This is a genomic window from Flavobacterium glycogeni (assembly GCF_048286775.1).
GTDB lineage: Bacteria > Bacteroidota > Bacteroidia > Flavobacteriales > Flavobacteriaceae > Flavobacterium.
On record NZ_JBLVPV010000033.1, the window covers coordinates 1 to 13,625 of the forward strand.

Consider the following 13,625-nt stretch of genomic DNA (forward strand, 5'->3'; position numbering starts at 1 on the left):
TCATTACTAACCTCGTAAAAGCTACAAGCAAAAAAGAGGTAATGAGTATCTGTGGATATAGCTATGTGTTTTTAGATGAAATTTGGACTATATAATACATGTGTTTGGTATAATGTTGCCACTTTTGAACCTTGTGAATGTCCTGCTACAATCAATTTGGAATTATTTACCCATTTTTGTTTACGCAAAAATTTCAAAACTTCTTTTGCTCTATTTTCATAATTTTCTAAATAATCAAATTTCACATATTCTTTGTCAAATTCATCTGGTTCATTTGGATTTGGAATGTAACAATAAGATTTATTCAAGTTTTTTTCATTAGCAATTACAGGTGTTTTCGGCATAGAAATTACAATTAAATGATAACTTTTTTTGAGTTCATTTAAATCGAAATTTGTAATTCCGCCACCAATCATCCATATTTCTCCTTTTTCAGGTTTTACAAATAAAGGCATAGGTAAAGAACCTTGACAAAATAAGAATATTGGTTTTTTTTCATCTGTTTTAGTGTCAACTAATATAAAATCAATTGTGTCATTTTTTTGTTTTAGACTAAATTGAATCACTTGATTGTTTATTATGTTTAAGTTTTGTCCAAAACTTATTTGAACTAAAAATAGTAAAATTATTGTCTTTTGTAGTTTTTTCATAATATATCTGCCAACATCCTTGCTGTTAGCAGCTGGTGTTGTTTGTAAGTTGTTTTATAATTTAATTATTAAATTGTATCATTAATAATTTTAATTTCTTCTTCTGGATGTTTTATTCTAATACTTATTTTTTTATATTTCCATTTCGCTCCTTTTTTGTCAGCAGAAATATCCATTTTTCCTTTTCCCTTACTTCCTTTAACTCTCACAGTTAGTTCTATAGAATTATTATTGTTTGAATATTTTGCATTGCCTTCAATTATAGCCAATTTATCTATAGGTTTCAAATTACCAAGAAGTTGCAGTACACGTTTATTCGTTTTCGATTTCTCAATTGCTTTTTCATAAAGTGAATTTTCGGAATATGCTTTGGCAATATCAGTTACATCTCCGTCAATACTTAAGGAAGTAAATAATACAGTACCAATTAAAAACAATGCTGTTGGCAAAAACCATTTCCAATTTTTTTTCCACCAACTTTTCTCAACAATTAATTCGTTATCCATGTTCTTAATATTCTTTTTCTGCGAAATTTTGGTTTACACTAGCTGCTAACTGGTTTATAGGTCTGACAAAATACCCATTTTCGGTTAGATTGGTCTGCTAAACGTCAGACTTTTTCTTCAAACAAACATAATCAATTGAATACGAAAAATAGCACGTAAATATTGATTTAAACAGACATAGTAAGAAGAGTTTGGTTGTGAAATTTTTGAATAATCGAATTGTAACGGATTATAAGAAGTGGAGAACTTTAGTTTTTAGAGTACACCGAACTTTAAATTTTAGTTAAAAAATTCCATTTCTGAAAGTGTTTTTTTGACAAATGAACTAAATTTGAGTAAACTAAAAAATACTACTATGAAAAGAAATGCAACCGCAGTCTGGAATGGTTCACTGAAAGAAGGAGCCGGAAAACTAACCACACAAAGTACCACATTAAAAGACACACAATATTCGTTCAAATCCCGTTTTGAAGAAGGAGTAGGGACCAATCCGGAAGAACTTATTGCAGCGGCGCACGCAGGCTGTTTTACGATGCAACTTTCGGCTTATATCACCGAAGCTGGTTTTGAAGTTGAAAGTGTCGAAACCAAATGCGACATCGATTTGGTTGACGGAACCATTGTTACATCTCACTTAACTGTAAATGCAAAAGTCAAAGGAATTTCGGAAGATGTTTTTCAAGGGTTGGTTACAAAAGCAGAAAAATTTTGTATTATTTCTAAAGTATTGAATGCAGCAATTTCTTCAACGGCTACTTTGGCTTAAAAATTAGGAATTCATAAAAGAAAGGCTCGATTTAAAATTAAATCGAGCCTTTTTACTTTGTAAAGTATTAATTCAAGTTACTTCTTTGTATTCGTTTATTTTTGCAACAAGACTTTGGTTATTGCTTTTTCGGCAAGTGGCGCCATTACTTGATAACCTGTTTCATTGGGATGTACTTCATCATTAGAATACAAAGCAGGCAAACCTTTTCGTTCATCTGTCATAGCCGAAAAGTAATCAAGATATAGAATGCCATTGGCGTCAGCATAATTTTTTATCATTTCATTTAGAGCCACCACTTTTTCTGCAGGATTTTGATTGGGTTTCCAAGAGAAATCGTAAGCTGGCAGTACAGAACAAAGGATTACTTTTATCTGGTTTGCTTTTGCCAATTCAGCCATCGAGAAAATATTATTTGCAATCATCTCCAATGTTGCAGGACCAGTATTGCCGGCAATATCATTTATTCCTGCCAAAATAACCACAACGGCGGGTTTTAAAGCGATAACATCGGCTCTGAAACGGATCAGCATCTGAGGAGTGGTTTGACCGCTAATGCCACGATTAACGTATGGTTTTCCGGCAAAATACTGAGGATCTGTTACACTCCAAAATTCGGTTATGGAATCTCCCATAAATACAATCCTTTTTTGTCCGGGTGCTGCCGGTTTGAGATTAGCATTTTCATTTTGGTATTTATTTAAATTTGGCCAGTCCTGAGCCTGTGCTTTTCCTCCCATAACGATTGATAAAAATAGAATGCTGTAAATTAATGGTTTGTTTTTCATTTGTAACCAGATTATAAAGTGTGAATCAGTTAGTAGTTTTATTGATTAAAATAGAAATGGTTCTTGCTTAAAATCGAAACAACCTTCCTTTTTATATCCGAAAGATACAGAAAAGGAAGGTTGCTTTTAAAACGTCAAAGTAATTTAATCAAACAAATCCGAAGACAAATAGCGATCGCCGCGGTCACAGATAATAGCAACAATCACTCCTGATTCTAATTGATTCGCCACTTTTATAGCGGCAACCACAGAACCGCCACTGCTCATTCCTGCAAAAACGCCTTCTTCCAGCGCCAAACGTTTCGTCATGGCTCGCGCTTCTTCTTCTGACACTTCAATGATTGTGTCTACTTTTTTGGCATCAAAAATTTTAGGTAAATATTCTTCAGGCCATTTTCTGATTCCCGGAATTTGAGATCCATCGCTGGGTTGAGCGCCTACAATTTGAATCGCTGGATTCATTTCTTTCAAATACGTGGAAGTGCCTATAATTGTTCCTGTAGTTCCCATAGCAGAAACAAAATGGGTTACAGTTCCTTCGGTATCATTCCATATTTCCGGACCAGTTGTTTTGTAATGCGCTTTCCAGTTGTCGTCGTTTGCAAACTGATTGAGCATAATATAACCGCCTTCGGCCACTTTTTTATCAGCATAATCTCTGGAACCTATTATTCCGGTAGCTGCGGGTGTCAAAATCACGGTTGCGCCATAAGCACGCATGGTTTGGGTGCGTTCTTTGGTGGAATCTTCCGGAAGTACCAGTTCGATTTCGATATTGAATAATCGGGCAATCATGGCCAAAGCAATTCCGGTGTTGCCACTTGTTGCCTCAATAAGTTTATCCCCTTTTTTGATGTCTCCTCTTTCTAATGCGGAAGCAATCATATTGTAGGCTGCACGATCTTTTACGCTGCCTCCAGGGTTGTTTCCTTCGAGTTTTAGTAAAAGTTTTACGTTTTTATTTTTTATCAAATTAGTAGTTTCTACTAAAGGCGTGTTTCCAATAAGGTCTACTATTTTTTGTGGTCTCATGCTATTTTGTGTCTTATGTTTTAATTGTAATAATCGGATTATAGAATTGATTACAATACGTATTCGTTTTGAACAATGTTTCTAAAGAGCGTATTTTAAAAACAGCAACAACAATAGTAGAAAGGAATATTTTTGTAGTTCAGTAACATTTTCATGGGTTTTAAAACGAAGCGCAAAGATATTGAACTATTTCGAATTATTTCTTTCTTAAGCATAAAGCTATGGTGTTTATTGAGACACTTTTGTTAAATAAATCGATATTAAAAGCAATGGGTATTGCTGTTTTAAATTTTTTAAGATAAAAAAGCTGTTACGTATCTGTTTTATTTTCAATGTATAGGAGCCGATTATTAGTTTTGGTGAAAGTGTTTTTTTAAATTAGCCAATAAATAATTAAATATGAAATCCAAGACTACTTTTATAAGCGATATTTCCCAAAAAGAATTTCCAATAGCGGATAAAATTGCTGCTAAAACCATGCGGAATCCAATTCTGGCACTCATACAAAAGGATTATCCTGATTTTGATGAGGGTAAATACTTAGCAATTGGGGAGTTGAATATGTATCGGGAGAAATACATATCTAATTATTTAGTAGTCGAAATAGGGGAGTTGTCAAATCTGGAAACGAAGGTGATTGGATCTTTAAACGAAGATAAGTCCTTAGTGAGTGTGGTAGAAGATGAAATTGGAGTTCGAACGGTGGGTCAAAAAGTTGCGGATAAAGTTGCTGCTTTTGGCGGAAGTTGGAAATTTATAATTCTCTTCGGTGTATTTATTTTGTTGTGGATTTTGGCCAATATTTATATCCTCTTGAATAAAGGTTTTGATCCGTATCCATTTATTTTGCTGAATCTGATTTTGTCGTGTCTTGCCGCACTTCAAGCTCCGGTGATTATGATGAGTCAAAATCGTCAGGAAGAAAAAGACAGGGAAAGGGCCAAAAAAGATTATATGATTAATCTGAAATCAGAACTTGAAATCAGAATGCTTCATGAAAAACTGGATCATTTGATTATGCATCAACAGGAAGAATTAATAGAAATTCAAAAAGTACAAATCGAAATGATGAATGATATTTTGACTCGAATCAAATAATTTTTTTGTTTTAAAAAGTCAAAAAAAGGAACTCGTCAGTAGTGCTTAAAACAATACCCTGCAATCATAAAAACACCATTTAAGATGGCGGAACCAATGATGAGTTTTTTGTAGTTTCTGTTTTTATCGATAAAATTAAAACCCAGAATTCCCAGAAATAACAGGGTGGTAAAAATGGCTGGATACATCTTAAAAGCACCTCCAAAATCACCCTGTAAAAGCAGTAAAAATCCCCTCTGAAAACCACAGCCCAAACACTCCATTCCAAAGAGTGTTTTGCTTAAACAGGGGAGCATGTATTTTTCTAAATCCAATGGTTTTTCTTTTTACAATTTTACGAAAAAATAAGAAACGGTTGCGATAATAATTGATGCAATTTTAAATTCATTACTTTTGAAAACTGATATTTAAAAAGATGAGAAAGTTTATAATTCCAATAATGGTTATCGCCATCACTGTTGCTTTATACGAACAGGTGAGTGCCGAAAAAAATGTGTATATAATGGTACTTGCAATTGTAGTTTTCATGATGGGAATGATGCAATTGAGTGCCAAAACGCCAAGTAAAAATCAAGATAAAGAAGACGAAAATGTTTAACAAAGGAGATAAGGTTTCAGTGCTTGACGAAGCGATCAATGGAGTAGTGTTGTCAGTCAAAGAGAAGCAGGTTACGATAGAAACTGAGGATGGATTTATGATGACATTTTTTGTCAACGAATTGATTAAAATAAACGATTCCAGTAACTTACTTGATTCTATCAGAAGAATTAATGTAAGTGAGGTTTCAAAAGAGAAAGAGATCCCAAAACCGCGAAGTTTTGTGAAAGAAAAGAAATCAAAGCACGAAATTCCGGCTCCGGAGTTTGATTTGCACATCGAAAAACTGGTGCCAAATAAACGCGGAATGTCGAATTATGATATTCTGACTTTGCAGACAGAAACTGCAAAACGTCACATAGAATTTGCTATTCGCAATCGCATTCCAAAGATTGTTTTTATCCACGGCGTGGGCGAAGGAATCCTAAAAGCAGAGCTGGATTTTTTATTGGGACGTTATGATAACATTGCTTTTCAAGAAGGCAATTATCAAAAATATGGTCAAGGAGCAACAGAAGTTTTTATCAAGCAAAGTGCCATGTAAGTTTTATTTTGGTTTTTAAAATCTCAAAAAAAGGTCCGGTTTTTAAGCAATTTTCATTAGAAAATGTACTTAAAAATCGGACCTTTTTTTAGACTAAAAATCGGTTGTTTTTTGTCTCAAATTTTACGGCTTATTTGGGATTAATTCGTGGTCAATAATTCACCGTAAATGTAATTATCACCTAAAATAAAATCACTGTTTCCTTTTTTCATTTTTGCTTTTTTAAGGACAACGGTATGTTTAAAACCATTTCCCAAAGTAGTAGTTGTTACTTCCACAATGCCGTTTTCGTTTGCCACTCCAGCCACAGCAATCCATTCTTCGCTTACTGCAGGAGTTGCCGGAAAAGTATCATTGCAAAAATAAGCACCAGTTAATAAACCGGAGAATAATCGATACGTAAGTTTGTTTTTTGTGTCGCTTATCAATCCGGTTCTTGGGGTATTTAGCGGTGTAGCTACGTTAACAATTAAAGTGGGATCTATGTCCAGAATAAGTGCTTCACTACTGTTGTAATCATACAATTGTTTAGAAGTCGGGCATTGTTCAAGCGTCTTATTGAATGCAAAAGGCAAAGGTGTAGCGTTAATTACATAGTCACCAAAAGGGAATGTTTCGTACACTTGTGTTCCGTTACTTTTTACAAATGTGATATTTTTGAACGTGATATTATGATTGTAACCCGTAATTTTAGTGCTGTTATCTGTTGCATTTGGGGTTTTAACAGCGGTAGTGTTTATAACTATTTTTCCACCGGAAGTAGTCCATTGATCCATAACAATTGGTGTTGCTGGCGGAATGGTTTCGCAAATGGTTAAAGAAGTTACCGCTCCATTGTAAAAGCGATAAAACACACGATTTGAAGCGTTAATGTCTAGTTCTTGAGATTTAGTTTCGGTTGGGAAAGTGAATTCCTTAACTTCAAGAATAAGGGCTTCACTATCTTTTAGTTTATAGATGATGCCATTTGTAGTGCACTTTTGTGCGGCAACATCTTCAAAACTAATGTCTTCTTGAATTAAATCACCATCATCACAACCGTTTAATAGTAACGCAAAAACCAGTAGGCTTACAACTCTTTTCATTTTTATAATATTTGTAACAAAAATAGAATTTTTAATTTGTTCCAATTGCATTCCCCTTTAAAAATAGATTATTTAACAGGATATTGGGTTTTTGAATGTCAAATAATGAGATGAATATAATAGCGTGTGCTTTATTGTATTGCCGCGATCGGATGAATTTAAAGCGAATAGAAATCATTATCTTTGCGCAAATTTTACACTAAAATGAGGACTAATAAATATTATTTAGCTGCTTTCTCAGCGTTTTTTCTCTGGGGTTTTTTCAGTTTAGCATTAAAGCCGATACATGCTTATCCATCGTTGGATATTTTGTTCTATCGGGTGTTTTTTAGTGTAATTATGATGGTATTAATTAATGTTATTTTTCGACGAAATGTAATACGACAAAATTGGAATCATTTCAAAAGTATGACTGCCAAACAACAGAAAAGTACTGTTGCATTGACACTTGGCGGCGGTGTATTTCTATCCTCAAACTGGTTTGTTTTTATTTATGTGATGAATCATATTAGTGTAAAAGCAGCTTCATTGGCCTATATGATCTGCCCAATTTTAACCACCATATTAGCTTTTTTTATATTAAAAGAGAAACTGGGTAAATGGCAATGGTTTGCAGTAATGATAAGCGCCTTTAGCTGTATTTTATTATCATTGAATCATTTTGAAGATATCTTTTACAGCCTTATTACGGCAGCTACTTATGCGATGTATTTAGTGAGTCAACGAAAAAATAGTGAATTGGATAAATTCCTTGTTTTGACTATTCAATTAGTTTTTACGGCAATAATTCTGCTTCCTTTTTATCCTAATTATAGTGGAGATTTGCCCACAGAATCCTTATTTTATAGTTGCTTACTGGTAATCGTAGTCTTTTTTACGATTATTCCGTTGTTTTTAAACTTGTACGCATTAAAAGGAATTAATTCCTCAGCGGTTGGGATTATGATATATATTAATCCAATTATTGGGTTTCTATTAGCAATATTCTATTATCATGAACAAGTGAGCGCACTCCAGTTATTTTCCTATTTCCTGATTATAATTTCGATAGTTGTCTTCAATGAAAGAATACTCTTTTCTAGAAAATCGAAAAACATTCCAACAGAAATAGACGGTTTAAAATAATTTTATAATTTTCAAAAAATGAAAAAAGTATATCTCGATAACGCTTCTACTACTGCTATTCGTGCCGAAGTGATCCAGGAAATGACCAAAATAATGACCGAAGAGTATGGAAATCCTTCCTCAACGCATAGTTTGGGTCGTGCCGCCAAAAGTATATTGGAACTTTCCAGAAAATCTATAGCTAAGAATCTAAATGCGACTGCACAGGAAATTATTTTCACATCCTGTGGTACCGAAGCCAACAATTGGATTCTTCGTTCTGCGGTTAAAGATTTACAAGTAAAACGAATTATTACCAGTAAAATAGAGCATCATGCGGTTTTATATACGGCTTTAGTATTAGAAAAAGAATACGATATTCAAGTTGATTATGTGGATGTTAAACCAAATGGGGAAATTGACATCACACATTTAGTGGAATTGCTTTCGCAAGAAAAGAAAACATTGGTCAGCCTGATGCACGTGAATAATGAAACTGGGAATGTTTTAGATTTGGAACGAATAGGTCGCATTTGCCAAGAACACAATACCTTATTTCATTCGGATACGGTACAATCCATTGGAAAAACAGCAATCGATTTGCAAACCATTCCTGTTGATTTTATTGTGGCTAGTGCGCATAAATTTCATGGACCAAAAGGTGTTGGATTTGCTTTTATTCGAAAAAATTCTGGGTTACAACCACTGTTTTTTGGTGGTGAACAAGAAAAAGGATTGCGAGCCGGAACCGAAGCGTTGCACCAAATCGCTGGTATGGCAAAAGCATTGGACGTTTCCTATACCAACTTAGAAACAGAACAGCATCATATTGCTCAGTTGAAAAGCTATTTGACTGCCCAACTCAAAATTGAATTTCCTGAATTTAAAATCAACGGAAATCCAGATGGTTTTTATACTGTTTTGAATGTTTTATTGCCCTTTGCACCAGCAAAAACGGCTATGATATTATTCCATTTGGATATGAAAGGAATTGCGGTTTCCCGTGGAAGTGCCTGTCAATCCGGAAGTATAAAACCTTCGCATGTTTTAGCCGAAATGCTTTCGAGTGAAGATTTGAAAAAGCCGAGTCTGCGTATTTCTTTGAGTCATTATAATTCTAAAGAAGATATTGATTTGTTGATTGAAGCCTTGAAAAGTATATAAATATGAATCTGCTGAAAAGCAGATTTCTTTATTTTTACTTTTAGGGATATTTCTCCATTATTAATCGAGCCTTAAAAAAATATAAGGTTGACTCTGCCCCTTGGTTAAGGTCAATATGCTTGTCTTCGAGTCCATCATAACCTGCTCCGTTTTCCGGATTATACATGATTTGTTTGAGGTGATTGTTTCCTAAAAACCAATTAAAAGCCAGTTTAAGCTGGTCTTTATATTTTTTATTCCTTGTTGCTTCATAAAACAAGTCTAAAGCAATAATTGTGGTGGCTACTTCAATGGGCTGCTCTCCATAGAATACTCTTTCATTTTCCTTTTTAAACCATCCTCGGTTAGAGATTACTTTTTGCTGTCCTTTCATAAAATAATGTGATAAAAGAAAATCAAAGGTAATTGCCGCAATTTTTTTTGTATTTCTGTTTTCCGGTGACTAAATAGCTTTTTCAAATTTCATAAGGCTACTTTTTTAGGGTTGTTTTTTCAATTCAAGAAGTAATTCGTTGATGTCTAATTTTGCCACGGCAATTTGTTTATCAGCTGCGCCATAGTAGATATAGAGGTCATTTCCAAATAGAGCGTGACCTGTTGGGAATACAATATTATTAACTTCGCCTTCTATTTCCCATTGTTTTGTGGGAGAGAATAGTGGATAAGGCAATCTTGCTATTTCATTTTCCGGTTTGTCAATTTGCAATAAGGCTGCTTTGGCATGATATATTTTACCTGTTGTGGTTTCCTGTACACCATGGTAAATCAGTAACCAACCAAATTCAGTCTCAATTGGCGGTAAACCTGCGCCAATATATTTCACTTCAAAAGTGTCCCTAGGATCTAGAACAATATAATCTGTTAGGTTTTTGAGATATTCTTGCCAAAATGATTTGGTTAATTCATCCAGACTATTAAAATATACAATCTGAATTCCTGGCCAAATGCGATGTAACATGGCAAATTTTCCATTTATTTTTTTAGGAAATAAGACTATATCTTTGTCTCTAAGTAGCCGAAATTCGTCTCCAACTAATCCTATTTGAGCAAACAGATTGTAATAATGGTGGTATTTTGGATTCAAATGAGGGTCTTTACAGCAAGTTAAAAATTTTTCATATTCTTCGTAATTTACCTTGGGCGTGAGTATTCCGTGTTTTTCAAAATGAATTAAATCCTTTGAAGTAGCGAGGGCACCCATGGCATTTATTCCATCAAAAGCGGTGTAAGTAATATAAAAAGTATCTTCAATTTTTACAATTCTAGGATCTTCCACTCCCTGTTTCTCATAATCGAAATCTCGAATTATTAATGGTTGTTCGTGTCTTTCTATTATTTTAAGTGGTCCGTCGGTTCTTGCATAGCCAATAGTGGAAAAGTTCCCTTCTTGTGTGGCTCTATATAAAATATGTACTGTATCTCCTTCCTGATAAATCCCAGGATTAAAGACCCCCATGTTTTCAAATTCTCTTTCTGTTGGACTAAGAATTATTCCAAGCTTTTCTATTGTAACCATGATTAAATGATCTTTTATGTATTTCTAATTCAATATCATAAATCTATTTTTTCTGTTCTTTCCTTTTTGCTTTTTCCTGTTTTTTAAAATAACCCCGAAATAAGAAATTGTGTTTCAAGGCTTCCATATTTTCATTGAGACGGGAACTCGCTTCGTTAATATTTATCATCGTAGAGTCTATTTTTCGTACTAATTCAGGATTATTGGATAAGTAGTTTATAGCTCCTTTTCCATCTTTAATATTTGCAATTGTCGAATTGAGATTGGTTACTACTTTGTTTATTTCAGTGCTGGATTTATCTAAATTGCGAACTACCGCTTTCATATCATTGGCTACAGCTGTATCTTTCAAAAAACCTATCACATTATCTTTATTTTCTAAGGAAGAAATGAGTCGGTTTAATTTTATCACGGACTCCGAAGTTCCTTTTCCGGTAATTTTTAAATATCGCATGGTTTCTTTCAGGTTATTGGCTAAAGTGGAATCTTTAATCAATAAACCCACAGTTCCTTTGCCTTGATTTATTTCCTGTGTGATTTTAAGTAAATCAGCGGTAAGAAGCGCGGCATTTTTATTGGTCACGCCAAGGGTATTCAGTAAATCATCCGTACGAATACGGTTTAAGGATTGAATCTCGTCACCCGGGGATACTGATGCTTCCATTCCTTTTCCGGGAATAATATTTATAATCATATTACCTACCAAACCATCTGAGCCTATAGTGGCGATGGCGTTTTTCCTAATGTGGGAAAAAATCTTTTTTTCAATCAGCATATCGACTTTAATAGTAGAATCATTGATCATTTCTATTCCGCGTACAGTGCCTACATTTATCCCTGAATACCGTACATTATTGCCTAATTGTAATCCACTTACGTTATTGAATACCGCTTTCAGATGATTGGTTTTTCCAAACATTTTTTGCTTATCGCCAATGAAATACACTGCCAGTATAAATAGCGTTAATCCGATGATTACAAAAAGTCCAAGGCGCATTTTTTGTGATGTCGTTTTTTCCATATCTATTCTTATTTAAAGAAAGCTTGTACTTTAGGATCTGTTGAAACTGATAATTTCTCAAAAGTTCCTTCGATATAATTGATGCCGTCTACCAATAAAATCATTCGGTTCGAAATCACTCTGGCACAATCCACATCATGTGTAATGATAATCGCCGAAGTGTTGTATTTTTTCTGGATGGACATCATTAACAGCAAAATTTCCTTTGCAGTAATGGGGTCTAAACCAGTAGTTGGTTCATCATAAAGGATGATTTTTGGTTGTAGAATTAAAGTTCTTGCCAAAGCAATCCTTCGTTTCATTCCCCCCGAAAGTTCTTCAGGCATTAAATTTATAGTATGGGCCAAACCTACATTTTCTAATGCTTCCATAACCAGTGGAGTGGTGTCTTTTATTTTACCGAATTTTTTTTTGTGACGACGTAAAGGGAATTCCAAATTTTCTCTGACGGTCATCGAGTCATAGAGTGCGCTTCCCTGAAAAAGAAAACCCACTTCCGTACGAAGATCATCTAATGCTGAATGGTCTAATTCACTAATATCTTTTCCCATTATTACAACAGTTCCACTGTCATGTTCTTCTAATCCAATCAGGCATTTTATCATAACTGATTTTCCAGAACCTGATTTTCCCATGATAACCAGATTTTCTCCTTCATTCAAAACCATATTAAAACCATCCAAAACATGATTGTTACCATAGCTTTTTTTTAAGTCTTTGATTTCTATTATGGGGTTTTGATTTGGTATAGATGTATTCATAATCATTTACATATCATAAAAAATATCGGTAACAAAAACGGCAATAAAATCGATAATAAAAAGCAGCATCGAGGTGAAAACCACGGCAGAGTTGGCAGCAAGACCTACTCCAGCGGTTCCTTTTTCACAATAATATCCCTTAAAGCAGCCGACTAACCCTATGGCAAATCCAAAAAAGAAAGTCTTAATGGTTGCGGGTATTAAGTCGCTAAATTCTAAAGCATCAAAAACCTGGTTGTAATACAATAAAAAGGATACGTTTCCCTTTATGTTTTCAACCAGATAAGAACCAAAAATGGCAATGGCATCTCCAAAAAAAACCAAAACTGGAAGCATAAAAGTGGTCGCTAATATGCGGGTGACCACTAAATATTTAAAAGGATTTGTTCCTGAAACTTCCATGGCGTCTATTTGTTCCGTAACTCTCATAGAACCCAATTCGGCGCCAATTCCGGAACCAATCCGTCCTGCGCAAATTAAAGCCGTAATAATAGGTCCAATTTCTCTGATAAGCGAAATACTTACCATTGACGGCATCCAGGAAACGGCACCAAATTCCTGTAGCGTGGGGCGAGATTGTAAGGTGAAGACTAAACCAATGATAAATCCTGTTACAGCAACAAGTAACAAAGAGCGATTTCCCATATAAAAACACTGCCTAAGGAATTCCTTGAATTCAGTAGGATGCCTAAAAACTTCTTTAAAAAAACGGCCGGCAAAATAGGAGAGTTCGCCAATTTCAAGTAAAAAAGCTTTAAACAATTCGATTATTTTAAAAATACTATTCATTAGCAAATGAATTAATTTTTAATAGAAAAAAAGCTACTCAAATATACGATTATTTGCCTGATTATCAGTATTTAAATATATTGTTCGTCTGTTTTCTTGATGATTTTGTCGAAAAAAAATAGATTAAAAAAAATCGAGTTACTTACTTAAATATCACTCTTATTCTCTTAATCTCTTTGTTTATTAAAGTCCTGAATTTATTG

The 13,625-nt window shown here is 34.1% G+C and carries 17 protein-coding genes; 6 read left to right on the forward strand and 11 right to left on the reverse strand.

What is annotated here, in order from left to right; translation table 11 throughout:
• Nucleotides 1-71: 71 nt before the first annotated feature.
• Together ACNQGX_RS17050 and ACNQGX_RS17055 are read right to left on the reverse strand one after the other, a co-directional pair.
• Nucleotides 72-650, reverse strand: a complete 579-nt coding sequence (locus ACNQGX_RS17050) for a hypothetical protein (protein WP_417978267.1) — start codon at nucleotides 648-650, stop codon at nucleotides 72-74.
• A 68-nt stretch (nucleotides 651-718) separates the two neighbouring features.
• Nucleotides 719-1,156, reverse strand: coding sequence for a cytochrome c oxidase assembly factor Coa1 family protein (locus ACNQGX_RS17055; RefSeq protein WP_417978269.1), 438 nt, complete (start codon nucleotides 1,154-1,156; stop codon nucleotides 719-721).
• Nucleotides 1,157-1,511: 355 nt separating this feature from the next.
• Between ACNQGX_RS17055 and ACNQGX_RS17060 the strand changes: the two genes are divergently transcribed.
• On the forward strand, nucleotides 1,512-1,922 hold the full coding sequence (locus ACNQGX_RS17060) for an OsmC family peroxiredoxin (protein WP_417978271.1): 411 nt from the start codon (nucleotides 1,512-1,514) through the stop codon (nucleotides 1,920-1,922).
• 95 nt (nucleotides 1,923-2,017) lie between these two features.
• Here the strand turns inward: ACNQGX_RS17060 and ACNQGX_RS17065 are convergent, their stop codons facing one another.
• Together ACNQGX_RS17065 and cysM are read right to left on the reverse strand one after the other, a co-directional pair.
• On the reverse strand, nucleotides 2,018-2,710 hold the full coding sequence (locus ACNQGX_RS17065) for an SGNH/GDSL hydrolase family protein (RefSeq protein ID WP_417978273.1): 693 nt from the start codon (nucleotides 2,708-2,710) through the stop codon (nucleotides 2,018-2,020).
• Nucleotides 2,711-2,854: 144 nt separating this feature from the next.
• Nucleotides 2,855-3,742: a cysteine synthase CysM gene (gene cysM, locus ACNQGX_RS17070; protein WP_417978275.1), complete on the reverse strand. Its 888-nt coding sequence runs from the start codon at nucleotides 3,740-3,742 to the stop codon at nucleotides 2,855-2,857.
• A gap of 399 nt (nucleotides 3,743-4,141) precedes the next feature.
• Here cysM and ACNQGX_RS17075 point away from each other — a divergent pair, with 399 nt between their 5' ends.
• A complete protein-coding gene (locus tag ACNQGX_RS17075) occupies nucleotides 4,142-4,840 on the forward strand; it encodes a DUF1003 domain-containing protein (RefSeq protein WP_417978276.1) in 699 nt (232 codons plus the stop codon).
• A 35-nt stretch (nucleotides 4,841-4,875) separates the two neighbouring features.
• Here ACNQGX_RS17075 and ACNQGX_RS17080 read toward each other — a convergent pair whose 3' ends face one another.
• Nucleotides 4,876-5,154, reverse strand: a complete 279-nt coding sequence (locus tag ACNQGX_RS17080; RefSeq protein WP_417978278.1) for a DUF2752 domain-containing protein — start codon at nucleotides 5,152-5,154, stop codon at nucleotides 4,876-4,878.
• Nucleotides 5,155-5,255: 101 nt separating this feature from the next.
• Here ACNQGX_RS17080 and ACNQGX_RS17085 point away from each other — a divergent pair, with 101 nt between their 5' ends.
• Together ACNQGX_RS17085 and ACNQGX_RS17090 are read left to right on the forward strand one after the other, a co-directional pair.
• On the forward strand, nucleotides 5,256-5,438 hold the full coding sequence (locus tag ACNQGX_RS17085; RefSeq protein WP_417978280.1) for a hypothetical protein: 183 nt from the start codon (nucleotides 5,256-5,258) through the stop codon (nucleotides 5,436-5,438).
• Nucleotides 5,431-5,982 (forward strand): Smr/MutS family protein, encoded by a 552-nt coding sequence (locus ACNQGX_RS17090; protein ID WP_417978282.1) that lies wholly within the window; start codon nucleotides 5,431-5,433, stop codon nucleotides 5,980-5,982. Before ACNQGX_RS17085 ends, ACNQGX_RS17090 begins: the two co-directional genes overlap by 8 nt.
• Before the next feature lie 140 nt (nucleotides 5,983-6,122).
• On the opposite strand, the gene ACNQGX_RS17095 is transcribed toward ACNQGX_RS17090, so the two are convergent.
• Nucleotides 6,123-7,067, reverse strand: a complete 945-nt coding sequence (locus ACNQGX_RS17095) for a hypothetical protein (protein WP_417978284.1) — start codon at nucleotides 7,065-7,067, stop codon at nucleotides 6,123-6,125.
• A 204-nt stretch (nucleotides 7,068-7,271) separates the two neighbouring features.
• On the opposite strand from ACNQGX_RS17095, the gene ACNQGX_RS17100 reads away from it, so the two are divergent.
• Together ACNQGX_RS17100 and ACNQGX_RS17105 are read left to right on the forward strand one after the other, a co-directional pair.
• Nucleotides 7,272-8,192: an EamA family transporter gene (locus tag ACNQGX_RS17100; protein ID WP_417978287.1), complete on the forward strand. Its 921-nt coding sequence runs from the start codon at nucleotides 7,272-7,274 to the stop codon at nucleotides 8,190-8,192.
• Nucleotides 8,193-8,210: 18 nt separating this feature from the next.
• Nucleotides 8,211-9,335, forward strand: coding sequence for a cysteine desulfurase family protein (locus ACNQGX_RS17105; RefSeq protein WP_417978289.1), 1,125 nt, complete (start codon nucleotides 8,211-8,213; stop codon nucleotides 9,333-9,335).
• 40 nt (nucleotides 9,336-9,375) lie between these two features.
• On the opposite strand, the gene ACNQGX_RS17110 is transcribed toward ACNQGX_RS17105, so the two are convergent.
• From ACNQGX_RS17110 to ACNQGX_RS17130, 5 genes are all read right to left on the reverse strand, one after another.
• Nucleotides 9,376-9,708, reverse strand: coding sequence for a hypothetical protein (locus ACNQGX_RS17110; protein ID WP_417978291.1), 333 nt, complete (start codon nucleotides 9,706-9,708; stop codon nucleotides 9,376-9,378).
• A 105-nt stretch (nucleotides 9,709-9,813) separates the two neighbouring features.
• Nucleotides 9,814-10,851: a glycoside hydrolase family 130 protein gene (locus ACNQGX_RS17115; protein ID WP_417978293.1), complete on the reverse strand. Its 1,038-nt coding sequence runs from the start codon at nucleotides 10,849-10,851 to the stop codon at nucleotides 9,814-9,816.
• A 43-nt stretch (nucleotides 10,852-10,894) separates the two neighbouring features.
• Nucleotides 10,895-11,872 (reverse strand): MlaD family protein, encoded by a 978-nt coding sequence (locus ACNQGX_RS17120; protein ID WP_417978295.1) that lies wholly within the window; start codon nucleotides 11,870-11,872, stop codon nucleotides 10,895-10,897.
• A gap of 8 nt (nucleotides 11,873-11,880) precedes the next feature.
• Nucleotides 11,881-12,639 (reverse strand): ABC transporter ATP-binding protein, encoded by a 759-nt coding sequence (locus tag ACNQGX_RS17125; protein ID WP_417978297.1) that lies wholly within the window; start codon nucleotides 12,637-12,639, stop codon nucleotides 11,881-11,883.
• Nucleotides 12,640-13,422: an MlaE family ABC transporter permease gene (locus ACNQGX_RS17130; RefSeq protein ID WP_417978299.1), complete on the reverse strand. Its 783-nt coding sequence runs from the start codon at nucleotides 13,420-13,422 to the stop codon at nucleotides 12,640-12,642. It abuts the gene before it with no gap.
• Between the last annotated feature and the right edge of the window lie 203 nt (nucleotides 13,423-13,625).

Bases quoted from the DNA above. Each gene is read 5' to 3' on its own strand.
- ACNQGX_RS17100 (WP_417978287.1), top strand. From the start codon at position 7,272: ATGAGGACTAATAAATATTATTTAGCTGCTTTCTCAGCGTTTTTTCTC.
- ACNQGX_RS17120 (WP_417978295.1), bottom strand. From the start codon at position 11,872: ATGGAAAAAACGACATCACAAAAAATGCGCCTTGGACTTTTTGTAATC.
- ACNQGX_RS17115 (WP_417978293.1), bottom strand. From the start codon at position 10,851: ATGGTTACAATAGAAAAGCTTGGAATAATTCTTAGTCCAACAGAAAGA.
- ACNQGX_RS17095 (WP_417978284.1), bottom strand. From the start codon at position 7,067: ATGAAAAGAGTTGTAAGCCTACTGGTTTTTGCGTTACTATTAAACGGT.
- ACNQGX_RS17105 (WP_417978289.1), top strand. From the start codon at position 8,211: ATGAAAAAAGTATATCTCGATAACGCTTCTACTACTGCTATTCGTGCC.
- ACNQGX_RS17125 (WP_417978297.1), bottom strand. From the start codon at position 12,639: ATGATTATGAATACATCTATACCAAATCAAAACCCCATAATAGAAATC.
- ACNQGX_RS17060 (WP_417978271.1), top strand. From the start codon at position 1,512: ATGAAAAGAAATGCAACCGCAGTCTGGAATGGTTCACTGAAAGAAGGA.
- ACNQGX_RS17050 (WP_417978267.1), bottom strand. From the start codon at position 650: ATGAAAAAACTACAAAAGACAATAATTTTACTATTTTTAGTTCAAATA.
- ACNQGX_RS17110 (WP_417978291.1), bottom strand. From the start codon at position 9,708: ATGAAAGGACAGCAAAAAGTAATCTCTAACCGAGGATGGTTTAAAAAG.
- cysM (WP_417978275.1), bottom strand. From the start codon at position 3,742: ATGAGACCACAAAAAATAGTAGACCTTATTGGAAACACGCCTTTAGTA.
- ACNQGX_RS17065 (WP_417978273.1), bottom strand. From the start codon at position 2,710: ATGAAAAACAAACCATTAATTTACAGCATTCTATTTTTATCAATCGTT.
- ACNQGX_RS17075 (WP_417978276.1), top strand. From the start codon at position 4,142: ATGAAATCCAAGACTACTTTTATAAGCGATATTTCCCAAAAAGAATTT.
- ACNQGX_RS17085 (WP_417978280.1), top strand. From the start codon at position 5,256: ATGAGAAAGTTTATAATTCCAATAATGGTTATCGCCATCACTGTTGCT.
- ACNQGX_RS17130 (WP_417978299.1), bottom strand. From the start codon at position 13,422: ATGAATAGTATTTTTAAAATAATCGAATTGTTTAAAGCTTTTTTACTT.
- ACNQGX_RS17055 (WP_417978269.1), bottom strand. From the start codon at position 1,156: ATGGATAACGAATTAATTGTTGAGAAAAGTTGGTGGAAAAAAAATTGG.
- ACNQGX_RS17090 (WP_417978282.1), top strand. From the start codon at position 5,431: ATGTTTAACAAAGGAGATAAGGTTTCAGTGCTTGACGAAGCGATCAAT.